The sequence below is a fragment of the Pediococcus siamensis genome (assembly GCF_047220215.1).
Taxonomy (GTDB): Bacteria; Bacillota; Bacilli; order Lactobacillales; family Lactobacillaceae; genus Pediococcus; species Pediococcus siamensis.
Genome location: NZ_CP178375.1, coordinates 1,803,962 through 1,826,707, shown reverse-complemented (window position 1 = coordinate 1,826,707; position 22,746 = coordinate 1,803,962). Strand labels below are relative to the sequence as shown.

Below are 22,746 nucleotides of genomic sequence, written 5' to 3'. Positions count from 1 at the left end.
TACCGTAAAAAAATGTTGGAAAACCGACATTTTCTAATCGGTATTTTCCAACATTTTACAACCGTTGCTGACATTCGATTTTATTTGGCGATTAAATCGTAACACAAAGAGGGCAAATGTCCTTTTTTTTCAAAATAAAAACTGGTATCAGTTATTCACCAATACCAGAAAGTGTAGACCCAATTTTTTTATACACTTCTTCTTGTCATAGCTTTTGTAGATGTGTTCTAATTGGACTAGGATAACTTACATGTAGGGGAGAAAGACAATGGCAGCAAAGAAAAAATTTTATGCCGTAGCTAAGGGCAAGCAGATCGGGATTTTTACAGATTGGGCAACGACTAAAAAAATGATCGACGGGTTTTCGGGCGCAAAATATAAGGGCTTCTTGACCAGAGAAGCTGCACAAGAGTGGCTAGCAAGCGGCGGTGCTACCCGGTCAACGAAAGCCACTGCCAAACCAGCCAAACCAGCAACTGGGCCAACGGAGGCCATCATTGTGTACACGGACGGCGGTTCCAGAAATACTGGCAATGTGAATGGTGGACACGTCAAAAAAGCTGATAAAGCCGCTTGGGCGTATTTGATTGAACAAAACGGCGAGCAACACTCGGATTCAGCCGGTGAGTTTGGGGCGACCAATAATCGTATGGAGATTATGGCACTGGTTGAGGCCTTGCAATGGTTAACCAGACATGTGGACCCACACGTTGCGATTGGGATTGTCGCCGACTCCCAGTATGTTTTGAATGCCATTCAAAAACACTGGTTGGCGGGATGGAAACGACGTGGTTGGCAACGCAGTGGTGGACAACCATTAGCAAATCGCGAATTATGGCAACAATTGGATCATTTACTGGCTAAGTTTACACAGCTGCATTTTTACTGGACCAAAGGCCATGCGGACAATGCCGGCAATGTTTTTGTGGATCAACTACTTAACCAAACTATGGATCAAATGACCATCCCAACGGCTAAATCGGAAGAAACACGGCAAAAATCTGGGTCACAAAAAAGCATCCTTCCCGAAAGCCAACAACAATCGGTGGATGCCATAAAAAAGAGTTTAGAAGATTTAGAATGGTATAATGACTAGCCTTCTCGAGAAGACACGGTTAATTTGAGCTTAATCGTGTCTTTTTCTGTTGTAGCGCTCATTTGAAAGCCATTATTCTTCAGGACCGTTAAAGCAGCCTGATTGGTAGGCTGAGTGCTAGCTAAAAGCGTTTGGAGGCCCAATTCTGTGAACGCAAACTGGACCATCCTGTTCAGCACTTCGGACATGATGCCATGATTTTGTTGGTCAGGCGAAATCTCAAACTTGATCGTGGCTGTGGTGCGGTTTTCGTCAAATTGCCAAATACAAAAGGTTCCGAGAAATTTGTCTGTTTTGCGATCTAGAATTGCCCACATTAACGCCTTGTTAGTCATAATGGCATGCATGGTCCGATTCACGTAATCCGCGGTTTGTTTGACGTCTGTATCAACGGCACGTGCACTCAAACGCGCATTTTCTGCATTATGGCGCAGGTTATAAATATCGATCACATTCACGGCAGTTAACCAATCTAAGGTGTAATGCGGGGTAAGAATTGGGTGATACTTTTCAAACTTTTCCATAACGGTCTCCTCATTCTGTTTTGATCATAAGACTAGCATAACCTATTTTGGTATTCTGCCAAGTAAATTTGCTTGGAATTTCTTGGAAAAATCCCTACAATGGGCATAAAAAAGGGGGATAAGCTTATGAAACTCGTTATTGAAACTCAGGCCAAACAAAAGATAGCCACACATTTAGATGAGCATAAACGGCTTTTATTAACGTTTGAGGATGGCGTCGGTGCGTACTCGCAGCATGCGATGATTCATATGCAGGTGCAATTTACACTGAATGTGGTCACTAACGATATGCCAGTTGAGGGATATCAGGCAATTGTCCATTCTAATTTAGGCGATATTCTGATCAAAGATTATTCGGCCGCGGATTTGGAAGAAAATATGGTCCTTAAGTATAATTCCCATCTGGGAACCTTCCAACTCTCTGGTGATGGTGGATTGATTGATGGCAACGTGGGATTTATTGATTTTACAGATAAAGATGGACGCAAGCATAATCCAGCTAGATAACTAAATTTTCGCGAGCGTTACAAAGCAGACGGGTTCAAATTCAATTGAAACCGTTTTTTCTATTTGGCAGGACAATTTTTGGACAACGTTGAGGTGCAATGCTTTAACTTGTTCGGATTAAGGGATTCTTGTAAAATAAAGAGGTTTAGTAACGGGAGGAGTGTTTGCATGGAAGAACAGTTCAAAAAAGAATTTAGCTGGCCCCTATTTTTAAGCCCGTTTGTATCACGTTTGGGTGATGCTTTATTTGTTTTTGGGCTAAATTGGTTTATTGTGAAGGCGACTGGCCATGCGGCACTGCTAGGGATTGTGCAGGGAATTGGCGGTATCATCTTAGTGGCAGGAGATTTGTTTGCGGGCCCACTTGTGGACAAATATAATCGAAAGGCCATTATGTTGATTGCCGATGCGCTTAGCTTTTTTGCGTGTTTGGTCATGGCCGCGGTGATGGACGTGAACGAACCTGTTTTCTATCAGTTGGTTTTATTGACCTGTGTGATTGATATCGGCCTAGCCTTTAATTTTCCGGCAGCAAAAGCAGTGGTGCCAGAAATTATTCGCCACGATAAACTATCAATTTTTAACTCGTGGTCCAATACTGGCCTGACGCTCGCTGATATCATTGCACCACTGTTAGGTGGCTTTTTATTAACGTTACACTGGATAGATTTTCGCTCTTTTTTGATTATTAATGCCGGTTCCTTTTTATTATCGTTTATTTTTACATGGATTCTCAAATATGTTCCGCAAAAAGATCACTCTAAAGAAACAATGCCTGTTTTTCAAAGCTTAGCGAATGGCCTGCAATACGTTTTGAACAACCGGGATGTCTTTCGGTTAATCGTTTTTGATGCCATTTTGGCGGCCATGTATGCTGGCTTTACCTTATTATTACCATATGACGTCGATCGCTATTACAACGGGGATGAACGGTTATACAGCTATGTTTTAACCTTGGTTGCGGTTGGCGGCATGTTAGGCGGCTTATCGTTGATTTTAAATAAGCAAAAACCCAAGATTCGGCATAATTATCAGGATGCCTTTATTCTGGGGATTGCGTTACTCATTACTGGCATGTGGGTAAATTATGGTTTGTTGTTAGCTATGGGATTGATCTATGGCTATTACACTTCACGGATGAGCATTCGGATGATGACTATTGTGCAAAATGTCACCGAGATCGCTTATTTGGGACGGGTCTTTTCAATTTGGTTTCTGTGTTTTGACAGTATGCACCCCTTTGGTTCATTTGTATTCGGCTTTATTTCCGACTGGTTTAACCACGGCACCTTTTTTGTCCTAGGTGGATTAGTACTTTTCGGTCTATTGGTCGTATACTTAATGGGAAGAACTTCACGGTGAAAGAAGGTGGCAGGATGGATTCGATTTTATATGACTTAGAGTTTGCCAAAAGTGATCAGCGGCTTGCCAATGTGTTTCCGAAAGCACAAGAGACTTTTTATACGGGGTTTATCAATAGTATTGGCGCCGATGGGGTCATTTTAAATACTTTTGATGATACTGGCCAGGCAGACGGCGCAGTTTACGTCCAATTTGATGCCATTGACAATGTCGAGTACGATAGTCCGGATCTGGATAATATGATGGAGATGATCCAGCTGGCGGAAAATGACCAGTTATTCATGTCGACCGATCAAATTCCCACTTTTGTGGCGACCAGTGATCTCATTAAACAGGTGATTGGCGCTGCTTATGCCAGTGGGCAATTTCTTGTTTTAACCAGAAGTGATCTTCAGAATTATCAAGAAGGTCAGGTGACTGCAATCCATGAAAATGATTTTGAGATGAATCTAGTGGATAAATTTAATTTAGCCCACCGGGTTGAGGCCACAATTAAATATACAGAAGCTGAAATTGTCGAATTTTCGGGGCGTGAATTAGAAGTCGAAACTGCCGCATGGCCGCAACTGGCAAAGCGGGTACCGGAGCCGCGTTTACTGGTGACAGACGAGGATAGCTTCTATACCGTTTTAAAAACTGCGGAACACAAACAAACATTAATTTCAATCAATGATGAAACGAAATCAACGAATTTCTTTGTCGGAACTGTCAATGCAGTTAATGAAGATGAAGTCTTATGTAATTTAGTCGACATGGCAGGACAATTTGGCGGCTATTCGTTAATTCGGATGGATACCATTGCGAGCATCACACTGCAGTCAGATTATTTAAAAGTGATTCAAGCTTTTATTGATTATCAAAAAAAGCAGCAGCGGTTTGTCCAGCCTGTCTTAAATGAGGAACGATTATTTGATGCTACTGATAATTTATTTGTGGCACTCATTAAGCAGGCAGAAACTTTCTCACGTGTTTTGAGTGTCACGCTGTTAACCGGCGCGCACGAAATGGGGTTCATCACGGAACTAGGCGCAGACACCTTTCGTTTTCACGCGATTGAACCCGACTTATATGTTGATCAAACCGGGGTGGAGGTTAATATTGAAGATGTTGATGAAATTTCGTTTGATTTTTTGAATGCTGTTTTGCTAGAAAATCATATGCGTGATAAAGGGATTTTATAGGAGATGAGCGGATGTCTTTGAATATCATCCAGGGTGATATTACCAAACAAGCAGTGGATGCCATTGTCAACGCCGCAAACACAACCCTGTTAGGCGGTGGCGGCGTTGATGGTGCAATCCATCGTGCGGCCGGACCCAAGCTGCTGGAAGCCTGCCGACCGTTACATGGATGTCCCACCGGCGAAGCTAAAATAACTCCGGGATTTGATTTGCCAGCACGCTATGTGATTCATACACCAGGACCTGTGTGGCGCGGCGGCACGCATCAGGAGGCCAAGCTTTTGCATAACAGTTATCAAAACAGTTTAAGCTTGGCAGAGCAAAATAAGTGTCGAAGCGTGGCATTTCCTTCGATCAGCACCGGTGTTTATCGGTTTCCTTTAACACAGGGGGCCCGGATTGCGGTTGACACGATTCAGACATTTTTAACAACGGCAAAGTTTGTGGAAAATGTGACAATGGTTTGTTTTGACGACAGGACGTATCACGCTTACGTGGCGGCCCTTTCGAATCACATCCAAAAAGAGGAACTGAGATGACTCATCTCAGTTCCTCTTTTCAAATTGTTGGGGGAAATAAGCGTTTGAATGCCTGGTGGGCACTTGATTACCCAACCCCCAAATTAGGATCTAGAAGACAGTTGGTGAAGCTGCAAACTGGACCCGGCTTTGCTTCATGCTTTTCGTTAACCTGATAGAGACGAACAAAAGGGCATCCCGCTTGACGAGTTGAAACTTAAAGTGACGCTTACTTATTATCTCTCATAAAATTATTGATTCGTTGAATATCATCTGTTGTGGGTTGGTAGGAATTAATCTTGATATTATGGATTTTTTCCACCGATAAATGTGTTCCGAATGCCACGTCAGCATCTGTTAAATCATGCTTTTTTTGGTAATTAACAATTTCTTCAGCAAGTTTGGTTAAATCATTCATTATTAATCCTCCTAATGTGGGCCCTTACATTTAATGTACCATAACTAGCCGCAAAATGAACATAATTGTGTTCATTTTTCAAAAGAAATTCGTCAAATTCGGGATGAATTTGTTATAATGCAATTCAAGAGGGATTGAGGTGAAAAGCATGAAGTACAAAAATCTATTATTTGATGTGGATGACACACTTTTAGATTTTAAAGCAGCAGAAAGTCAAGCCCTTAAAAGGTTATTCAAAGAAATTAAGTATCCGTTAACGGATGAAGTAACCAGTTATTTTCGTGCGATGAATGAAAAAATGTGGCAGCGCTTTGAGTTGGGACAACTTGATCGTAACACCCTGGTTAACACAAGATTTACCAAGTTATTTGCACATTTTAACGAACAGGTAGACGGCGTAAAGTATGAAAAAATTTACCGTGGTTTTTTAAACCAAGGACATCAGTTGGAACCCCATGCGCGTGAGCTGCTAAACGATCTGAAAGCACAATTCAATTTATTCATTGTTTCGAATGGGATCGCATCAGTGCAGCAACATCGGCTTGCAGATTCAGGGCTACGCAATTATTTTACCCACGTTTTTGTTTCCGAAGAAGTTGGCTACCAAAAGCCGCGGATTGAATTTTTTGATTATGTCGCAAACGCAATTACCGGATTTACACCGGCCAATGCGTTGATCATCGGCGATTCTTTAACTTCAGATATTCAAGGTGGTGCCAACGCCGGCATCGATTCCGTCTGGTTTAACCCGGCAATGCAGCCGAATCATTCTACAGTCAGCCCGACCTATCAGATTGATGATTTGTTGGATCTGGAAACAATTTTGTGAGCCAACCAAATACTAATTGACCAATTAAGAGAATAGTAAACAGTCACTCAACCAATTCGAGAGTTAAAACCGAATTTACGGATGGGGGACTGTTTTTTTCGTTCAAAAAAACGACAATTTAATTTGTTGCACCTCTTAAAAGTAAGTGCTATTCTAAACTGTTAGATTTCTAACAATAATTTTTTTCGAGGCCATCATGAAACAACATTTAGGTATAAATCATCAGTTACATATTTTAGCAAATCGCTCAACGCGGAAATTTAATGAAACCTTTCTGGGCGATGATATTACGGGTAAGCAAGGCGGCATTTTGCATTACTTATTATTACGTGCCGGAAAAAAGGACGTTTATCAGCGCGATATTGAGGAAAATTTCAGTATCCGTCGTTCTTCTGTGACTAGTTTGCTCCAAAAATTGGAAGATAAAAATTACATTACCCGCGAATCAGTGGCCGGAGATGCCCGTCTGAAGCGGATTGTGTTAACTCCAAAAGCCCTGAAATTTCGCACAAATGTTGTTCAAGGTACGTATGATTTCGAGGATGTCTTGCTAGATGGTATTTCAGAAGCGGACATTCAGGTTTGGCAAAACGTAACTACTCAAATGATTCATAATTTGGATAGCAAAAAGACAGGAAGTGGAAAAGTATGATTAAACGTTTAGGACATTCTGTCCGTGAATTTAAGAAGTATGCGCTCGTTTCGCCTGTCCTGGTGGCGATCGAAACGTTTATCGAAACCTTCATTCCGTATTTAATGGCGGGAATGATTGATAAGGGGATTATTCCTGGAAATTTGGGTTACATCGAAAAAATGGGGCTATTCATGCTGATTGGGGCCTTTATCTCATTAGCTGGTGGGGCTGGTGCAAGTTGGTATTCCAGTTTGGCTAGTGCGGGTTTTGCCAAGAATTTACGGCATGATCTCTATTATCACATTCAGGATTTTTCGTTTGCTGATTATGATCATTTTTCGACCTCTAGTATTGTTGTCCGGTTAACCACGGACATTATGAATATTCAGCAGGCCTTTCAGATGCTGGTCCGAGCAGCAGCCCGGGCACCATTAATGCTGATCTTTTCGATTGTGATGGCCTTTACCGTTGATGCACAAATGGCATTGGTCTTTGTTGTTTCAGTGCCAGCGATGGCGATTGGGCTAACTATCATCATCGCTTTAGGCCGGCCATTATTTAAACAGGTTTATCAGCGTTATGACGGTCTCAACCGGGTTGTTCGAGAAAACTTACGCGGAATTCGAGTTGTAAAAACTTATAACCGAGCAGCAGTGGAAAATAAAAAAGAAGCCCGTGCGGCATCGCGGATTTTCAACGTTTTTAGTAAAGCCGAACGCATTTTACAGCTTAATATGCCGATCATGCAGTTTGTGATGTACAGTACGTTACTTTTCTTAGCGTGGTTTGGTGCCAAACGGATTGTGGCCGGAACGATGCAGCCTGGTCAGCTCGTCAGCTTACTAGCCTATGCCATGTCCGTCTTGATGAGCCTGAATATTTTGTCAAACGTCTTTAACCAAATGACGATTTCACTCGCTTCGGCCCAGCGGATTGACGAGGTCTTGACCTATAAGAGTACCTTAACCAACCCCAGAGATGCACTTACCGCGGTTCCTAGTGGCGAAATTGAATTCAAAAACGTTGATTTTGGATACGAAGATGATCATGTGACCCGACTGCATGACATTAACCTGCACATTCATTCTGGGGAAACCATTGGTATTATTGGTGAAACCGGCAGTGGCAAAAGTACACTGGTGAGCCTTATTCCGCGTCTTTATGATGTTAATAAGGGGCAAGTGAAAGTCGGCGGTGAAAATGTTATCTATTACGATATTCGAACCTTGCGTGATAATGTGGCGATGGTTTTGCAACAAAACGTCTTATTCTCGGGAACAATTGCCGAAAATCTGCGCTGGGGCGATGAAAATGCCACTGATGAGCAGCTCGTCCATGCCGCCAAACTGGCTCAGGCGGATGATTTTATCCGTAGTTTACCCGCAGGCTATGACACCTACATTGAACAAGGCGGTAGTAATGTTTCCGGGGGACAAAAGCAACGGTTGACGATTGCTCGTGCTTTGTTGAAACATCCACAAATTTTAATTTTAGACGATTCAACTAGTGCAGTTGATACACACACGGACAGTCTGATTCAAAAGGCCTTTCGTGAAGAGTTGCCTCACATGACAAAGCTAATTATTGCCCAGCGAATTTCTTCGGTGCAAAATGCAGACCGCATTATTGTGTTGCAGGCCGGCAGAATTGAAGCAGTAGGCACGCATGCACAACTTTTGGCAAAGGATGCACTTTATCAAGAAATTTATCATTCACAAGTGAAAGGAGAAGAGACAGATGCAAAGAACTAGAGTTGCAGGACGCGCAAAATTAGACGGTTCAGCTTGGAAAATTTTGTGGCGATTATTACGCTATATTTTACAAAAAAGCCGTTTTGCGCTGTTTATTGCCTTCTTTTCCGTTATTGTTTCCGCGGGGGCGGCCGTTATTGGTACGCTATTCATTCAACGGTTGATTGATGATTACATTACGCCGCTAATGAAAGCCGCCAATCCTAATTTCACGCCGTTATTGCATGCGGTGATAATCATGGGTGCAATTTACCTATTAGGGGTGATTGGCACTTTAATGTACTCGCAAATTATGATTATGACTGGTCAAAAACTGCAGAACCGAATCCGGGACGATATGTTTAAGCATATGCAAAAACTGCCCCTGAGCTATTTTGATTCTAATGATTATGGCGATATTATGAGTCGTTACACGAATGATGTAGATACGTTACGGCAAATGGTGGAGCAGAGTTTTCCAATGTTTATCAACGCTATTTTTAACATTGTGTTTACGTTATCGGCGATGATCGCTTTAAGCCCATTTTTAACAGTGGTCAGTTTACTCATTTTTGCGCTGAGTATTTTTGTCGTTCGGACACTGAGTTCCAAGAGCAGCGCGTATTTCCGTTTACAACAGAAATCATTGGGTGATATTGATGGTTATATTGAAGAAATGCTGAATGGGCAAAAAGTAATCAAAATTTTTTCACATGAAAAGCAGTCTAAGGCTGGATTTGATGTCCGTAACGAAGAACTGCGACGCGATGCCAGTTTGGCGAATGGCCTTTCAACAATGCTATTTCCTATTATGGGGAATGTGGGCAATATTCTCTATGTGCTGATTGCCGTTGTGGGCGGCTATTTTGCGGTCAATCATGTGACGGCAATTACGTTAGGCGAAATTGCAGCCTTCTTGCAGTTAAGCCGTTCCTTTAGTCAACCGATTGCCCAAATCACAATGCAGTTGAATGCGATTATTATGGGTCTTGCCGGGGCACAGCGGATGTTTCAGTTGTTTGATGAGCCAGTTGAACAGGACTCGGGGAATACGACGTTAGTTTATGTGACCGAAAATGCACAGCATGAATTAGTCGAAACCGATCACCGTACCGAGCAATGGGCCTGGAAGTCCGTTGCTACAGATGGGGCGGTGACCTTAACACCCGTTAAAGGCCATATCGTGTTTGAGGATGTGAACTTTAGTTATGATGGGAAAAAGACAATTCTGCACCATATTTCCCTAGAAGCCAAGCCAGGGGAAAAGATGGCATTTGTAGGCGCCACTGGTGCAGGCAAAACGACGATTACAAACATGCTGAACCGGTTTTATGACATTTCAAGCGGAAAAATTACGTACGATGGCATTGATATTAAACAAATTAAAAAAGCTAGTTTGCGGCTATCGATGGGAATTGTACTTCAGGACACGACCCTATTTACCGCTTCAATTCGTGATAACATCCGATATGGCAGACTTAATGCTACTGATGAAGAAGTCGTTCAAGCAGCTAAACTGGCGAATGCAGACAGCTTTATTCGCAGTTTACCGCATGGGTATGACACGGTGATCGATGGTTCTGGCTCTGATCTTTCCCAAGGGCAACGTCAACTGTTATCCATCGCACGAGCTGCAATTGCTGATCCGCCAACCATGATTATGGATGAAGCAACGTCAAGTATTGATACCCGGACAGAAACAATGGTACAAACTGGAATGGATAATCTTATGAAGGGGCGCACCACGTTTGTGATTGCACATCGTTTGTCCACCGTGCATAACTCGGACGAAATTCTCGTTATTGAAGATGGGCGTATTATTGAAGATGGTAACCATGAAGCCTTGATGAAAGAAAAAGGAGAGTACTACGAACTTTATACGGGTAAGACAGCTTTAGAATGAGCAAAGGGCTTTGAATGGGCAGTAGCCTGCTGTCATGCTAAAATAAGAGAGAAACTAATTGGAAGAAGTGGGTGTATTGATGATACAAATTCCCCAAGATATGACGGAAGTTAAAGTTAAATTAGCACAGCTTGAAGAATTAGGTCATGAGAGTACCGAGGCACAGGTTATTTTTGAGGCTATTTCAGATAATGCTCAGGCTATCCTAGATGAAAAATTAGAAGGGCATTATTATTCGTGTGCTTTAGATAAGGACACCCTTACTGTGTATGATGTGATCCAAAAACCGATCGGCAAAATTAAAGCCCAGAGTCATTCTTTTGAAGAAGATTTTCGCCAAAATGCACCACAATTATTGATGTATTTAGATCAACAAATTCAAAAAATTGTAAATCAACGTTAATTGAAGGAGTTTTAACATGACCATTAAATTAATTGCGAGCGATATTGACGGGACCTTTTTAGATGATCAGCACGCTTTTGACCGGGAACGGTTCCAAGTCCAGCTGGATGAGATGAACCGGCGAGGCATTCACTTTGTGGTCTCAAGCGGGAATCAGTATTTACATTGTACGAAAGTGATGGCTGGAATTAACGGTGATCTGACCTATGTAACCGAAGACGGGGGCTTGATTGTTGAACAAGGAAAAGTATTAGATGCGAGCCCGATTGAACCTGAATTGTGGCAGTCGGTTCTAGCCAGTGTCTCACAAAAATCGGTTTTGGCCAACGGCGTGATTATTTTATCTGGGGCGCATGCTGCCTACACGAATATTTCGCCAGCTAGTGAGGTCTGGTCGCGGACCCAATATTTTTACGAGAATTTAACACCCGTTACGAAACTTTCACAGGTCCAAGGCGAGATTTATAAGGTAGATGTCAATTGGCCTGGAATTGCGGATGTTCGGGATAAACATGCCGAACTAACCAGTGAGTTTGGCGACCAATTAAATGGCGTAATGAGCGGGTATAGTGGCATTGACATTATTAAACCGCATGTCACCAAGGCTTACGGGTTGGAACAATTACAACGGATTTGGCACGTCTCGATGGCAGAAACGATGGCGTTTGGGGATAACCAAAACGATGCCCCGATGTTACGTGATGCCAAGTATGGGTATGCCATGAAGAATGCTGCTCCCGAGGCAAAGGCTGCAACCAAGCTGGTCACACCATTAGATAATAATCACAGTGGCGTGTTGGATATGATTGATCGTGTTTTAGCAAACAAAATCTAGAAATGAACAGCTACTGACGTAAAAACTCAAGGTTGAAATTTTAATCCAAGTTCATTAGAATTATCATGTAGGCGTCGGTAGTGTAATGGATAGCACATGAGATTTCGGTCCTCATGATCGGGGTTCGATTCCCCGCTGACGCATTAGTGATAGCGGCTGAAAAAATCTCCCAGCCTTGAGGTTTCCAAATTTTAATAGTCGAAATCTGGCGGGAAAAAGACTACCTGCTCTGATTAACGGTGAAAGTCGAATGATTCGTTCTTTGAATCATTCGACTTTCGTTGTTATGCGCGAAGTTAAAATACTTTTTTCCATTTTCTTTGCCAAAAAGCCCTCCAAAACTAAAGGCTGAAATTTTAGTTTTGGAGGGCTTTTTGGCTATAAATCGTTCATATTCCTTTCGTTCATAATAGTATGCTAAATCCGACTTGAAGAACAGTGCAACCGCTTTTACGATTAACTTGTATCTAAATTTTTAGGAGATGAAGGATATGTCAGATGAGAGATGGGATTTACGTAGAGTCTTAAATGAATTAAAAGATGATCCTGCGCAATACCATGAAACGGATGTTGAAGTTGACCCGGAAGCTGAATTGTCAGGGGTCTATCGCTATATTGGTGCCGGCGGAACGGTCGAACGTCCCACCCAAGAAGGACCGGCAATGATGTTCAACAATGTTAAAGGCTTTCCTGATACCCGGGTGTTAATGGGGCTTATGGCCAGTCGGAAACGAGTTGGCAAGATGTTCCATCAAGATTATAAAACTCTAGGTCACTTTTTGAATAAAGCTGTTCAAAAACCGGTAGCACCTGTTACAGTTCCTGAAGATCAAGCACCAGCGCATGAAGTCGTGCATAAGGCAACTGAAGCGGGATTTGATATTCGCAAATTAGTTGCTGCACCCACAAATACACCGGTTGATGCTGGTCCTTACATCACGGTAGGTGTGGTTCTTGGCTCAAGCATGGATAAATCAATGAGCGACGTTACGATTCACCGAATGGTGTTGGAAGATAAAGATAAGTTAGGTATTTATATCATGCCTGGTGGCCGGCACATTGGCTATTTTGCAAATGAGTATGAGAAAGCAAATAAACCAATGCCAATCACGATTAATATCGGTCTAGATCCTGCAATCACAATTGGGGCAACCTTTGAGCCGCCAACAACACCATTAGGCTACAATGAATTGGGCGTTGCTGGAGCGATTCGTAACCAAGCCGTAGATTTAGTTGATGGGCTGACAGTCGACGAAAAAGCAATTGCACGTTCTGAATACACTTTGGAAGGTTATATTATGCCTAATGAGCGGATTCAAGAGGATATTAATACGCATACTGGCAAAGCTATGCCTGAATTCCCAGGCTATGATGGGGATGCCAATCCAGCCCTTCAGGTGATCAAGGTAACGGCAGTCACACATCGAGAAAGTCATCCAATTATGCAAAGTGTGATTGGACCGAGTGAAGAACATGTTAGCATGGCGGGAATTCCAACCGAAGCAAGTATCTTGCAACTTACAGATCGGGCCATTCCTGGTAAAGTCTTGAATGTTTATAATCCGCCAGCAGGTGGTGGTAAGTTGATGACGATCATGCAAATCCACAAGGATAATCTAGCTGATGAAGGTATTCAACGTCAAGCCGCTCTTTTAGCATTTTCAGCCTTTAAGGAATTGAAGACCGTCTTCTTAGTAGATGAAGATGTGGATATCTTTGATATGAACGATGTGGTTTGGACAATTAACACACGTTTCCAGGCGGATCAAGACATTATGGTCCTTTCTGGGATGCGCAATCACCCATTAGATCCTTCTGAACGACCAGAATATGACCCTAAATCTATTCGCACACGAGGGATGTCATCCAAACTGGTTATTGATGGAACGGTGCCATTTGATATGAAAGATCAATTTGAACGGGCACAGTTTAAGAAAGTTGACGATTGGCAAAAATATTTGAAGTAAAAAATAGGTTTTAAAAATAGTGGGCTAGTCGTTGATGAGCCTATGACAAAGGAGATTACAAAATTGTGAATAAAAAAGTCGTTGGTTTTTTTGCCGGCATTGCAGTTTTCCTAATCATTTATTTGATTCCTCTTGGTGGCGGCTTATCTGCAAAGGGGCAGCTAGATTTAGCCCTCAGTTTGATGACCGTCGTTTGGTGGGCAACTCAGATTGCGCAACCCGCTTACATTGGTGGAATTTATTTAATGCTGCTGATTATCTTTAACGTTGCCACGCCGGTTCAAGTCTTCTCGTCTTCATGGACGGGTTCAATTATGTGGCTTGTCATGGGGGCGTATCTGATTGCTGGTGCCGTTAAGGATTCTGGTTTAGGTGAGCGAATTGCCTATGCGTTTATTATTCGCTTTGTCAGAACTTGGAACGGTGTTATCGTTTCAATCTTCGTGCTAACCTTTATTCTAGCTTTGCTTATTCCTCATCCATGGCCAAGAGCTTTTCTAATCATGTCAGTTATGGATGTGGTCGCCACCAGTGCGAAGATGCCTAAAGAAGATAAAGCTAAGTTAGGACTGGCGGTCTTTGCTGCCTCCTGTCCGCTTTCGGGTGTCTTTTTGACGGGTGATACTTCGCTAAACCCACTGGCGGTGGCAGACTCCGGAGTTAATGTCAGCTTTATTAATTACTTTATCTATATGAGTGTTCCAATGATTATTGCAGCGTTGATCACGATGGGACTGATCTTAGTCCTTTTCCGTCCGACAAAGGAACTCCACATTAATGTCCCAGCGCTAAAAATTCAGCAAGCCAATTTGGGAAAGTTTTCCAAAAAAGAAATCCGTACTTTAGTTTGGTTGGTAATTGCCATTGCGTTGTGGCTGACAAGTGGCGTCACTGGGATTGATGTTGGTTGGTTGACTTTCATTGTCGCACTTTTGATGAGTTTGCCAGTAATTGGTGGCGTCTTGACTGCCAAATCCTGGAGTGGTGTTCCGGTTAATGTGTTAGTCTTCTTGACTTCGGCCATTGCCATTGGGTCGGTCGGCAAGGTGACAGGAATGAACGCCTGGATTGCCAAAGAAATTTTGCCATCCACGTTGCCGCATAATGTCTACTTGTTGGCGTTAATGATTACGTTGTTTGCGATGATTATTCATATGTTTATGGGTTCTGTAATTGCTGTGATGGGAATTACGATTCCAGCAATTTTAGCTGCTACTTCACACATGGGAATCAGTCCTTTAGCCATTTCGTTGATTGTCTTTTCTGTGGTCAACTTACACTATATCCTGCCGTTCCATAACTTAGCTGTTCTGGTTGGAAGCGATCCGGATACTGGTGGCGGTTATACTCCTAAAGACGTGATGCGGTTAGGGATTCCGTTAACATTAGTGATGTTTATTGTGGCGGTAGTTCAAGTATTCTGGTTCCAAGTAACAGGATTAATGTAACTTTAAAAAAAGCATCGAAATTGGGTTGAGAAATGTTTCTCAGCCTTTTTTTGTCCCCAAAACTTAGTAACTAAAATTCGAGGGAAAGCCCTAATGACAACAGAAGGCCGCTGATTCAAATGACGACTCAGCGACTTTCTAAGCTACCCAGAAAATAAGAATGTGTGCGATTAAAATGCTTTTTCCAAGTTAGCTAGTTTTGAAATTTTTTAATAAATCCTTTAATTACCGGGTCGCTGACGGGGTAGTGATAGACCATTTCCAAAGTGCTGAAAATTTGAGGTGAAAGCGATTTGATGACAAAATCAGGAGTTAGAAATGGTTGCGCAGATTCTTGAAACAGAAAAGCAGCCTTATTACTTTTTTTGATCATGCCCATAATGGTTTCAATGTGTGAGGTTTCAAAAAAGATTCGTGGGCGGATCTGGTTTTGATTAAAAGCTGTAATCATGGGCTCGTACACGCCAGATCCCTTTGGTAAGGTCGCAATTTCAGTGTCCTTTAGATCCGCTACGCGTAAAAAGGGTCGGTTAGCTAAAGGATGCTGGGCCGGTAAAACGACCTTCAATTCATCCGCTAATAATGGAATTTTGCGATAAGCCTGATCAGACAGTTCGTAAGTTTGGGTGTCACGAAGGACGGCAATATTAATTTGATCAGAGGTTAGTAAAGATAAAATGTGATCGCCCTCGTCTTCAATCACATGGACTTTAACTTGCGGGTATTCCTGGGCAAAATGATTGATGATTTGCGTGAGATCATACTGCGAAAGAATAGGAACTGCCCCGATTCGGATAACACCGGCTCGCAGTTCGCGAAAATCAGTCATGGTTTGCTTGAGTTGCTTGTATTGCGACAAAAGGGTGACTGAGTAGTTGTAAAAACTGTTACCAGCCTCGGTAATTGCTAAGTGATGTTTATTATGCGTATCGATAAGTTCAATACCAACTTCATCTTGAATGTGACCCAAGCGTTTAGAAAGATTAGATTGAGTCATACTCAGCTGCACAGCGGCGCGTGAAATGCTACGTAATTGATAAACCGTAACGAACGCGCGAAAATCTTCCATTTCCATTTTTACCGTGTCCTTTCAAAAGTCGGCAACATAACGTTGTATTTCTAAGTTGCCCTTATTATACAACAACGGGTTAAAGGAAAATAAAAAATGAAGCGCTTGCAAAAAACAAAATTTTAGTCTATATTGTAAGTGTTAGGAGTGACAATGGTCATTCGGGATTGTTACTGGTAAAGCAGGCAATACCTTTTTCATTAGATTGGAAGAGGCGTTGCCTGCTTTTGTTTGTAATTGTAAGGAGGTGATGAATTTGGGCATTCGCATTGAAAGAGTTTTGAACAATAACGCTGTGGTTTCTACAGATTCTGATGGTCATGAAATAGTCGTGATTAGAAATGGAATTGCTTTTAGGAAAAAGTATGGAGGATTTATAGCAGAAAGTAAAATCCAACAAATTTTTCGGTTACAAGGACAACAGAATCAAGATAAGTTTAGTGAACTTCTTGGTAAAATTCCACCAAAGAATTTTGAAATTGCGCAATCCTTAATCGATTTAGCAAGAGAAGGATATGGAATTGAATTAAATGATTCAGTTTTAATAACAGTAGCAGACCACATAGCAGGTGCCGTCCAACGTTCTAAAAATGGAATCAATTTATCCAATGAATTAAAGGGGGATATCAAAAAAATTTACAGTAAGGAATATGAAATTGGACAATATGTAGTAAGATTAATCAATCAAAATTTTCAAACACAATTTGGCAGTGATGAAGCAGCCTTTATCGCAATGCATATATTAGATGGACGAAAAAACGTTGAAAATAAACAATCTTTGAATAAAGTTATTAAATTAATTGAAGAAATACAAGACATTCTGGTTAATTTTTTTCATCGGAATTTGGATAAAAAATCGATGGAATATTCTCGACTAATAACACATCTAGAATTTTTTACACAACGGATACTTAGTGGTGAAAAAAGGCAAAAAACGAATGATGTGCTTTGGAAGATGCTTTCAAAAACATATCCTAATTCTTATAACTCAGTACAAAAAGTGGCTGGATTTCTTAAAGATAATTATGACTATAAAATGAGTAAGACTGACCAAATGTATCTGATTATTCATGTTGCAAGTTTGTTTGAAAAGGGCTAATGTCCTTTGGATTGTTACTGTTCGATCAGGCAATACCTCATTAAAAAACTAAAATGAGGAGATTTCACTATGCAAGATTTAAATAAAATTGCTAAAAAAATAATTAAAGATATTGGTGGGAAAAAGAATATTTCACAATTCACTCACTGTTTTACACGACTACGTTTCAATCTGAAAGATAATAATAAAATTAACCGTGAGGATTTGAACTCTATCCATGGTGTAAAGGGAGTAACTGTCAATAATGGACAACTTCAAATTATTATTGGGACAGATGTGGATACCTGGTATGACGCAATTAATGAATATTTGGGAGATGTTAAATCTAATTTCCACGAACCAAATAACAAGGGAATAATGAACAAGATTATAGATATAATAACTGGAATATTTATTCCCGTATTTCCTGCATTAGCTGCAGGTGGGTTGTTAAAGGGAATTTTGATTGGGATTCAATTCGCGGGTCTGGTTAAATCCACTGAACCAACTTTTGCCTTATTAATGATGATTTCTGATGTTCCATTTTATTTTCTACCAATAATCTTAGCTTTCAGTTCTGCTAAAAAATTTGGTGCTAATCAGTATACAGCACTGCTGATTGCGGGTACGTTGTTACATCCCACATATGTAGCCATGAAAACCAGTACAACATTTCTTGGCCTTACAGTTCCGCATATAACATACTCTTCCACTGTTTTTCCAATATTGCTAAGTGTAGCTTTGCTAGCAGTAGTTGAGAAGCAGTTGAAGAATATTATTCCAAAATCCGTTGCCATGTTATTTGTTCCTTTGTTTTCGGTAATTATTACGGCACCAATTGCATTAATAATCATCGGTCCCGTGGCGAATTGGTTAGGTGAATTGGTCGGTAATGGGATTGTACACTTGTACCAAATGAGTGGTGCTTTTGGTGGTGCAATATTTGGTGCAATTTATCCATTTCTGGTATTTACAGGATTACATCAGGCTTTGCCACCAATTGAATTACAAAACTTAGCAACATCTGGTGTTGATGTTTTTTTGGGTCTTGCAGCTGTTGCAAATGCTTCTGTTGCAGGAACTACAATCATGGCTGCGCTACGTTCAAATGATGTTGATTTTCGTTCATTAGCATTCTCGTCCGGACTGAGTGCTATATTAGGAACAACAGAGCCAGCAATTTATGGTGTATTAGCTAAATCTAAACGCAATTTTGTTGCAGCATTCATTGGTGGTGGAATTGGCGGTGCCATCATAGGGTTCTTCAAAGTTTCGGCAGTTGGAATGGGACCAGTGCCAATTCCGGCAATTGCACTTTTTGCAGGAAACAAGTTTCTGATTTATGTTATCAGCATCTCATTATCATTTAGTATTGGCATGCTGGCTTGCTTACTTTTAAATAAAGAAAAGAAAAATAATAACACTTCAAAATCTGAAGTATCCAATATGAAAGCAATTGATTTAGTCAGTCCAGTAAACGGAGAAGTAATATCTCTTAAAGAAATGAACGATCCAACTTTTGCCAGTGGTGCGATGGGTAATGGAGTAGCTATCATACCTTCGGATGGAAGGATCGTTGCCCCAATGGATGCAACTGTTGAAGCCGTATTTCCAACCAAACACGCTATAGGATTGTCCAATGGGTCCACAGAATTAATTATTCATGTTGGGGTTAATACCGTTGAACTGAAAGGTAAACCCTTCAAATCCTATGTTAAGAATGGGGATAAGGTTAAGCAAGGTCAATTACTTTTAACATTTAATTTGCAAGAAATAAAAAATAAAGGGTATGATCCCACAACAGCCCTAATTATTAACAATAAAGCTCATGAGACACAAGCAAAGATTATTACTGGAAACAATAAGCATCAAAAAATTAGGATAAATGATCCACTTTTAACAGCTCAATTTTAAGGGGGAGAGAAAAATGAAATTTCCAAAAGATTTTTTGATTGGTGGCGCATTTGCTGCAAATCAAGTTGAAGGCGGGTTACGCGGTACTGGAAAAGGTATTTCTACAGCTGATTGTTTCAAATTGGTAGATCGCGAAAAAGGTGGAAAATTTGAATTAACAAAGGCAGAAGTGAAACAAGCAGTTGAGGATAAAAATGATCTTAACTACCCTAAAAGACGTGGGATTGATTTCTATCATCATTTGAATTCAGATCTTGATTTGTTTGCAGAAGCCGGCTTTAAATCATTACGATTCTCAATTTCCTGGTCCCGTTTGTTTCCTACAGGTGAAGAATCAACTCCAAATAGACAAGGAGTTGATTTTTACCATCAATTTATTAATGGGTTACGCAAAAGGAATATAGCGCCTATTGTCACACTTTCCCACTTTGAAATGCCAATTGAACTGGCAATTAAGTATAATGGATGGTCGGATCGGCGAGTAATTGATCGATTCATGCGTTTCAGTAAGTTCGTTATTCAGGAGTACTCAGAAGATGTTCACTGGTGGATTGTCTTTAATGAGATTGATGCAACTATTCATATTCCTTTTACTGGTGCAGGTATAATTGATAAGGGTTCAAATGACTTGAGCATTCGTTATCAAGCATTGCATTACCAATTTGTTGCGGCGGCAAAGACCATTGCATTTGCACATAAAGTGAGCAAAAAAATAAAGTAGGCTGTATGGCAACAAAAAACCTTAAGTATCCTAGTACCTGTAAACCGGAAGATGCTATGGAGTGTTTGAAAGAAACTATGTTGGATACATTTGTGACTGATGTGCAAGTAACAGGTCATTATCCATACAGTATTAAACGATACTTTTCCAAAAACAACATTAATTTAGAAATAACTGATGAAGATAGGCAACTATTACGTGAAAATAAAATTGATTTTGTTGGCTTTAGTTATTATGCTTCTCTCGTTACCAGTTTTGATAAAAAAAATAAAAAAGAAACGAATGCCAATTTATTGGTAGGGGAACGAAACCCATATCTAAAAACAACGCCATGGGGATGGCAAATTGATCCAGAAGGTTTACGGTATTCTTTGAATTATTTTTACGACCGCTATCATCTTCCTGTTTTTGTCGCAGAAAATGGACTTGGAACTATTGATAAATTCGAAAATAATACAGTTCATGATGATTATCGAATTAGATATATTAATGATCACTTAAAAGCTGTACTACAAGCCATGGACGATGGTGTTGAGGTGCTTGGATACACCTATTGGGGGTGTATAGATTGTATTAGTGCTTCGACTTCTGAGATGTCAAAGCGATACGGACTTATTTATGTTGATCAAGATGATTATGGTAATGGAACATTAAATCGATATCGAAAAGATTCTTTTTATTGGTATAAAAAGACGATACAAAGTAACGGACAGAATATTATTTAAGTAGTTGGTCTATGAAATTAGTTGTAATTAAAATCATCAGGAACGTTAAACTAACTTTCCTGTAGATATCCACTTAAGTAAATAGAATTTGCGGTATTGTTAATCTTGTTGGAATTAAATTTCACCATTGACATCGTCAAAACATTAAACTAAACTAATCACAATACAAATGACCTTTAACTTAGTCCGTGAGACCAAAAAGGATTCCGATTAGAAATTGATTCGAAGACCCTTGGCCGACCTGGCTAAGGGCCTTTTTAAATAAAAGTAGTCTAATAAAATATTTGGGTCTCTGTCAAATTGTATTGGTGGAGATTTTTGAAAAGCATGTTCACTTCGGTGAATGTGCTTTTTTTGTTTACGCATAAATTAAACTGATACGAATGAAAAAGTTATGAATATTTTGAAAACCAAAACAGCTACGCTTTAACACCTTAATTTTACGATTTAGTCCTTCAATAGGACCGTTGGAATACGGATAACGACAACTATTGAGAACAGCAGGACCATTCTTTATTAAAGTTGAGATAGTAATATCCATTTGGTTGCCAGCCGCCTTGTAGTTGGCAATCAAGGTTTTAAATCCAACCGCATCTTTTTGTTGAATGGCTGTTAGAATTCCTTGATAGGTTTGATACACAGTTTTAAATTCTGGAAATTCATCTAAGGCTAGGTCAATGGCGTTCTGTTGGGTCATGTATTCGTTGATACCGTGTAAATAGATAAGTTTAGTATCATTGACCTTTTCTTCTGCCAAATGGAACAAACGCCATTGAGATTTTAGAATGCGATAAACTCGGGAATGCTTATCTTGAAAAGTATGGATCACACGTGTACGTTCGTTATCCAGTGCCCGACCGGCAAGTTGAATAATGTGGAAACGGTCAATGATGGTTATTGCCTTAGGAAATAACCGATGAATAAAGCCAGCATACTCAGCATTCATATCAACGGTGATTGTTTGAACTTTCATACGTTCTTGAACTGAATAGCGAGCTTCAAAGTAATCAATGATATCCTTACTAAGGCGATCCTTAAGAATCACAATGCGGCGATGACTAACGGCATCGCAACAGTTAAAGGACATTAGATGATTACAGGAACGGAATTCATCAAAACAAAGATTTTGGGGGAGTGTTTTAACACGATAAGCTAAGTGAATATTCGCATTTAAAATGCGTTGAACACTACTTGGTGAAATCCCACAAATCTTAGCGATTTCTTTACTGGTCAGCATATCCCGAGCCAGAACAATTACTTGATGTTTCACATTATGCGTAAAAGTTTCATTACGTTTAACGAGGTTAGTTTGAGCACCACAGGTTTTTAAACACCGTTTACATTGATATCTTTGTCGTTTTAGCTGCATCTCATAACGTCCACCTGATAAGGTTCCCAATCTTAGATGGCCAATGTGAGTTCCATTTTTGATTAGAGATTTATGGCCACAATGAGGACATTTTAAAAGTTGATAGGAAAGGATAGCGTGAACGACATGAACGTGTTGCCCATTGGGATAATGTTCCTTAGTAATCTCAGTTACAGTTAAATTAGGGTCTGTTATTTCGAATAGGCTTAGGATAGAATTAGTTAGGGACATTTGTTTTTCCTCTTTTCGATTTTATTAGGCGATTAAATCGTAACACAAAGAGGGCAAATGTCCTTTTTTTTTTCAAAATAAAAACTGGTATCAGTTATTCACCAATACCAGAAAGTGTAGACCCAAATATTTTTCACTGAACCATTTAATTGCTTCCTGAGAGAACAAAACGGTGCAGTAAAGTTCCTGCAGAAAATGCAGGGAGTCTACCCCATAAGCTAAGTGCACTTAGTTAATCAGAAAACGATTAACTAAGTGCTTTTTTTGTACCTAAATTAGAAAGG

At 40.4% G+C, this 22,746-nt stretch carries 19 protein-coding genes, 1 tRNA gene and 1 pseudogene; 17 read left to right on the top strand and 4 right to left on the bottom strand.

What is annotated here, in order from left to right:
- Positions 1 to 268: 268 nt before the first annotated feature.
- Positions 269 to 1,096: a ribonuclease H family protein gene (locus tag ACLJJ6_RS08845; RefSeq protein ID WP_412989058.1), complete on the top strand. Its 828-nt coding sequence runs from the start codon at positions 269 to 271 to the stop codon at positions 1,094 to 1,096.
- On the opposite strand, the gene ACLJJ6_RS08840 is transcribed toward ACLJJ6_RS08845, so the two are convergent.
- Positions 1,093 to 1,620, bottom strand: coding sequence for a GNAT family N-acetyltransferase (locus ACLJJ6_RS08840; RefSeq protein ID WP_412989056.1), 528 nt, complete (start codon positions 1,618 to 1,620; stop codon positions 1,093 to 1,095). The genes ACLJJ6_RS08845 and ACLJJ6_RS08840 overlap by 4 nt on opposite strands.
- A 126-nt stretch (positions 1,621 to 1,746) precedes the next feature.
- Here ACLJJ6_RS08840 and ACLJJ6_RS08835 point away from each other — a divergent pair, with 126 nt between their 5' ends.
- The 4 genes from ACLJJ6_RS08835 (at position 1,747) to ACLJJ6_RS08820 (ending at position 5,209) form a co-directional block, all read left to right on the top strand.
- Positions 1,747 to 2,127, top strand: coding sequence for an iron-sulfur cluster biosynthesis family protein (locus ACLJJ6_RS08835; protein ID WP_412989054.1), 381 nt, complete (start codon positions 1,747 to 1,749; stop codon positions 2,125 to 2,127).
- Positions 2,128 to 2,295: 168 nt separating this feature from the next.
- A complete protein-coding gene (locus ACLJJ6_RS08830; protein ID WP_412989052.1) occupies positions 2,296 to 3,489 on the top strand; it encodes an MFS transporter in 1,194 nt (397 codons plus the stop codon).
- Between the two features lie 14 nt (positions 3,490 to 3,503).
- A complete protein-coding gene (locus ACLJJ6_RS08825) occupies positions 3,504 to 4,670 on the top strand; it encodes a hypothetical protein (RefSeq protein WP_412989051.1) in 1,167 nt (388 codons plus the stop codon).
- Between the two features lie 11 nt (positions 4,671 to 4,681).
- Positions 4,682 to 5,209, top strand: a complete 528-nt coding sequence (locus ACLJJ6_RS08820; RefSeq protein ID WP_412989050.1) for an O-acetyl-ADP-ribose deacetylase — start codon at positions 4,682 to 4,684, stop codon at positions 5,207 to 5,209.
- A gap of 208 nt (positions 5,210 to 5,417) precedes the next feature.
- On the opposite strand, the gene ACLJJ6_RS08815 is transcribed toward ACLJJ6_RS08820, so the two are convergent.
- Complete coding sequence (locus ACLJJ6_RS08815; RefSeq protein ID WP_412989049.1) at positions 5,418 to 5,606, bottom strand: LBP_cg2779 family protein; 189 nt, start codon at positions 5,604 to 5,606, stop codon at positions 5,418 to 5,420.
- Between the two features lie 148 nt (positions 5,607 to 5,754).
- Between ACLJJ6_RS08815 and ACLJJ6_RS08810 the strand changes: the two genes are divergently transcribed.
- The 9 genes from ACLJJ6_RS08810 (at position 5,755) to ACLJJ6_RS08770 (ending at position 15,355) form a co-directional block, all read left to right on the top strand.
- Positions 5,755 to 6,435, top strand: coding sequence for a YjjG family noncanonical pyrimidine nucleotidase (locus ACLJJ6_RS08810; RefSeq protein WP_412989048.1), 681 nt, complete (start codon positions 5,755 to 5,757; stop codon positions 6,433 to 6,435).
- Positions 6,436 to 6,631: 196 nt separating this feature from the next.
- Complete coding sequence (locus tag ACLJJ6_RS08805; RefSeq protein WP_412989046.1) at positions 6,632 to 7,087, top strand: MarR family winged helix-turn-helix transcriptional regulator; 456 nt, start codon at positions 6,632 to 6,634, stop codon at positions 7,085 to 7,087.
- Positions 7,084 to 8,820 carry an ABC transporter ATP-binding protein gene (locus tag ACLJJ6_RS08800; protein WP_412989044.1) on the top strand — a complete coding sequence of 579 codons (1,737 nt, stop codon included), beginning with the start codon at positions 7,084 to 7,086 and terminating at the stop codon, positions 8,818 to 8,820. Before ACLJJ6_RS08805 ends, ACLJJ6_RS08800 begins: the two co-directional genes overlap by 4 nt.
- The gene (locus ACLJJ6_RS08795; protein WP_412989042.1) at positions 8,807 to 10,702 is read left to right on the top strand and encodes an ABC transporter ATP-binding protein; all 1,896 of its coding nucleotides are present in this window, start codon (positions 8,807 to 8,809) and stop codon (positions 10,700 to 10,702) included. Before ACLJJ6_RS08800 ends, ACLJJ6_RS08795 begins: the two co-directional genes overlap by 14 nt.
- A 67-nt stretch (positions 10,703 to 10,769) precedes the next feature.
- Positions 10,770 to 11,105 (top strand): hypothetical protein, encoded by a 336-nt coding sequence (locus ACLJJ6_RS08790; protein ID WP_412990462.1) that lies wholly within the window; start codon positions 10,770 to 10,772, stop codon positions 11,103 to 11,105.
- A 16-nt stretch (positions 11,106 to 11,121) separates the two neighbouring features.
- Positions 11,122 to 11,940, top strand: a complete 819-nt coding sequence (locus ACLJJ6_RS08785; protein WP_412989040.1) for a Cof-type HAD-IIB family hydrolase — start codon at positions 11,122 to 11,124, stop codon at positions 11,938 to 11,940.
- 71 nt (positions 11,941 to 12,011) lie between these two features.
- Positions 12,012 to 12,083, top strand: a tRNA-Arg gene (locus tag ACLJJ6_RS08780).
- Between the two features lie 348 nt (positions 12,084 to 12,431).
- Positions 12,432 to 13,907 carry a UbiD family decarboxylase gene (locus ACLJJ6_RS08775; RefSeq protein WP_412989038.1) on the top strand — a complete coding sequence of 492 codons (1,476 nt, stop codon included), beginning with the start codon at positions 12,432 to 12,434 and terminating at the stop codon, positions 13,905 to 13,907.
- Between the two features lie 65 nt (positions 13,908 to 13,972).
- Positions 13,973 to 15,355, top strand: coding sequence for an SLC13 family permease (locus ACLJJ6_RS08770; protein ID WP_412989036.1), 1,383 nt, complete (start codon positions 13,973 to 13,975; stop codon positions 15,353 to 15,355).
- A gap of 193 nt (positions 15,356 to 15,548) precedes the next feature.
- Here the strand turns inward: ACLJJ6_RS08770 and ACLJJ6_RS08765 are convergent, their stop codons facing one another.
- On the bottom strand, positions 15,549 to 16,430 hold the full coding sequence (locus tag ACLJJ6_RS08765; protein WP_412989035.1) for a LysR substrate-binding domain-containing protein: 882 nt from the start codon (positions 16,428 to 16,430) through the stop codon (positions 15,549 to 15,551).
- A gap of 250 nt (positions 16,431 to 16,680) precedes the next feature.
- On the opposite strand from ACLJJ6_RS08765, the gene ACLJJ6_RS08760 reads away from it, so the two are divergent.
- The 3 genes and pseudogenes from ACLJJ6_RS08760 (at position 16,681) to ACLJJ6_RS08750 (ending at position 20,862) form a co-directional block, all read left to right on the top strand.
- Positions 16,681 to 17,523, top strand: coding sequence for a PRD domain-containing protein (locus tag ACLJJ6_RS08760; RefSeq protein WP_412989033.1), 843 nt, complete (start codon positions 16,681 to 16,683; stop codon positions 17,521 to 17,523).
- Between the two features lie 69 nt (positions 17,524 to 17,592).
- A complete protein-coding gene (locus ACLJJ6_RS08755; protein ID WP_412989031.1) occupies positions 17,593 to 19,416 on the top strand; it encodes a beta-glucoside-specific PTS transporter subunit IIABC in 1,824 nt (607 codons plus the stop codon).
- Positions 19,417 to 19,429: 13 nt separating this feature from the next.
- Positions 19,430 to 20,862: pseudogene (locus tag ACLJJ6_RS08750) on the top strand (glycoside hydrolase family 1 protein).
- A gap of 358 nt (positions 20,863 to 21,220) precedes the next feature.
- Here the strand turns inward: ACLJJ6_RS08750 and ACLJJ6_RS08745 are convergent.
- On the bottom strand, positions 21,221 to 22,462 hold the full coding sequence (locus tag ACLJJ6_RS08745; RefSeq protein WP_412988180.1) for an ISL3 family transposase: 1,242 nt from the start codon (positions 22,460 to 22,462) through the stop codon (positions 21,221 to 21,223).
- Between the last annotated feature and the right edge of the window lie 284 nt (positions 22,463 to 22,746).

Excerpts from the sequence above, each read along its gene's own strand:
- ACLJJ6_RS08840 (WP_412989056.1), bottom strand. The coding sequence starts at position 1,620 with ATGGAAAAGTTTGAAAAGTATCACCCAATTCTTACCCCGCATTACACC.
- ACLJJ6_RS08820 (WP_412989050.1), top strand. The coding sequence starts at position 4,682 with ATGTCTTTGAATATCATCCAGGGTGATATTACCAAACAAGCAGTGGAT.
- ACLJJ6_RS08845 (WP_412989058.1), top strand. The coding sequence starts at position 269 with ATGGCAGCAAAGAAAAAATTTTATGCCGTAGCTAAGGGCAAGCAGATC.
- ACLJJ6_RS08800 (WP_412989044.1), top strand. The coding sequence starts at position 7,084 with ATGATTAAACGTTTAGGACATTCTGTCCGTGAATTTAAGAAGTATGCG.
- ACLJJ6_RS08775 (WP_412989038.1), top strand. The coding sequence starts at position 12,432 with ATGTCAGATGAGAGATGGGATTTACGTAGAGTCTTAAATGAATTAAAA.
- ACLJJ6_RS08795 (WP_412989042.1), top strand. The coding sequence starts at position 8,807 with ATGCAAAGAACTAGAGTTGCAGGACGCGCAAAATTAGACGGTTCAGCT.
- ACLJJ6_RS08830 (WP_412989052.1), top strand. The coding sequence starts at position 2,296 with ATGGAAGAACAGTTCAAAAAAGAATTTAGCTGGCCCCTATTTTTAAGC.
- ACLJJ6_RS08755 (WP_412989031.1), top strand. The coding sequence starts at position 17,593 with ATGCAAGATTTAAATAAAATTGCTAAAAAAATAATTAAAGATATTGGT.
- ACLJJ6_RS08805 (WP_412989046.1), top strand. The coding sequence starts at position 6,632 with ATGAAACAACATTTAGGTATAAATCATCAGTTACATATTTTAGCAAAT.
- ACLJJ6_RS08765 (WP_412989035.1), bottom strand. The coding sequence starts at position 16,430 with ATGGAAATGGAAGATTTTCGCGCGTTCGTTACGGTTTATCAATTACGT.
- ACLJJ6_RS08815 (WP_412989049.1), bottom strand. The coding sequence starts at position 5,606 with ATGAATGATTTAACCAAACTTGCTGAAGAAATTGTTAATTACCAAAAA.
- ACLJJ6_RS08825 (WP_412989051.1), top strand. The coding sequence starts at position 3,504 with ATGGATTCGATTTTATATGACTTAGAGTTTGCCAAAAGTGATCAGCGG.
- ACLJJ6_RS08835 (WP_412989054.1), top strand. The coding sequence starts at position 1,747 with ATGAAACTCGTTATTGAAACTCAGGCCAAACAAAAGATAGCCACACAT.
- ACLJJ6_RS08810 (WP_412989048.1), top strand. The coding sequence starts at position 5,755 with ATGAAGTACAAAAATCTATTATTTGATGTGGATGACACACTTTTAGAT.
- ACLJJ6_RS08785 (WP_412989040.1), top strand. The coding sequence starts at position 11,122 with ATGACCATTAAATTAATTGCGAGCGATATTGACGGGACCTTTTTAGAT.
- ACLJJ6_RS08745 (WP_412988180.1), bottom strand. The coding sequence starts at position 22,462 with ATGTCCCTAACTAATTCTATCCTAAGCCTATTCGAAATAACAGACCCT.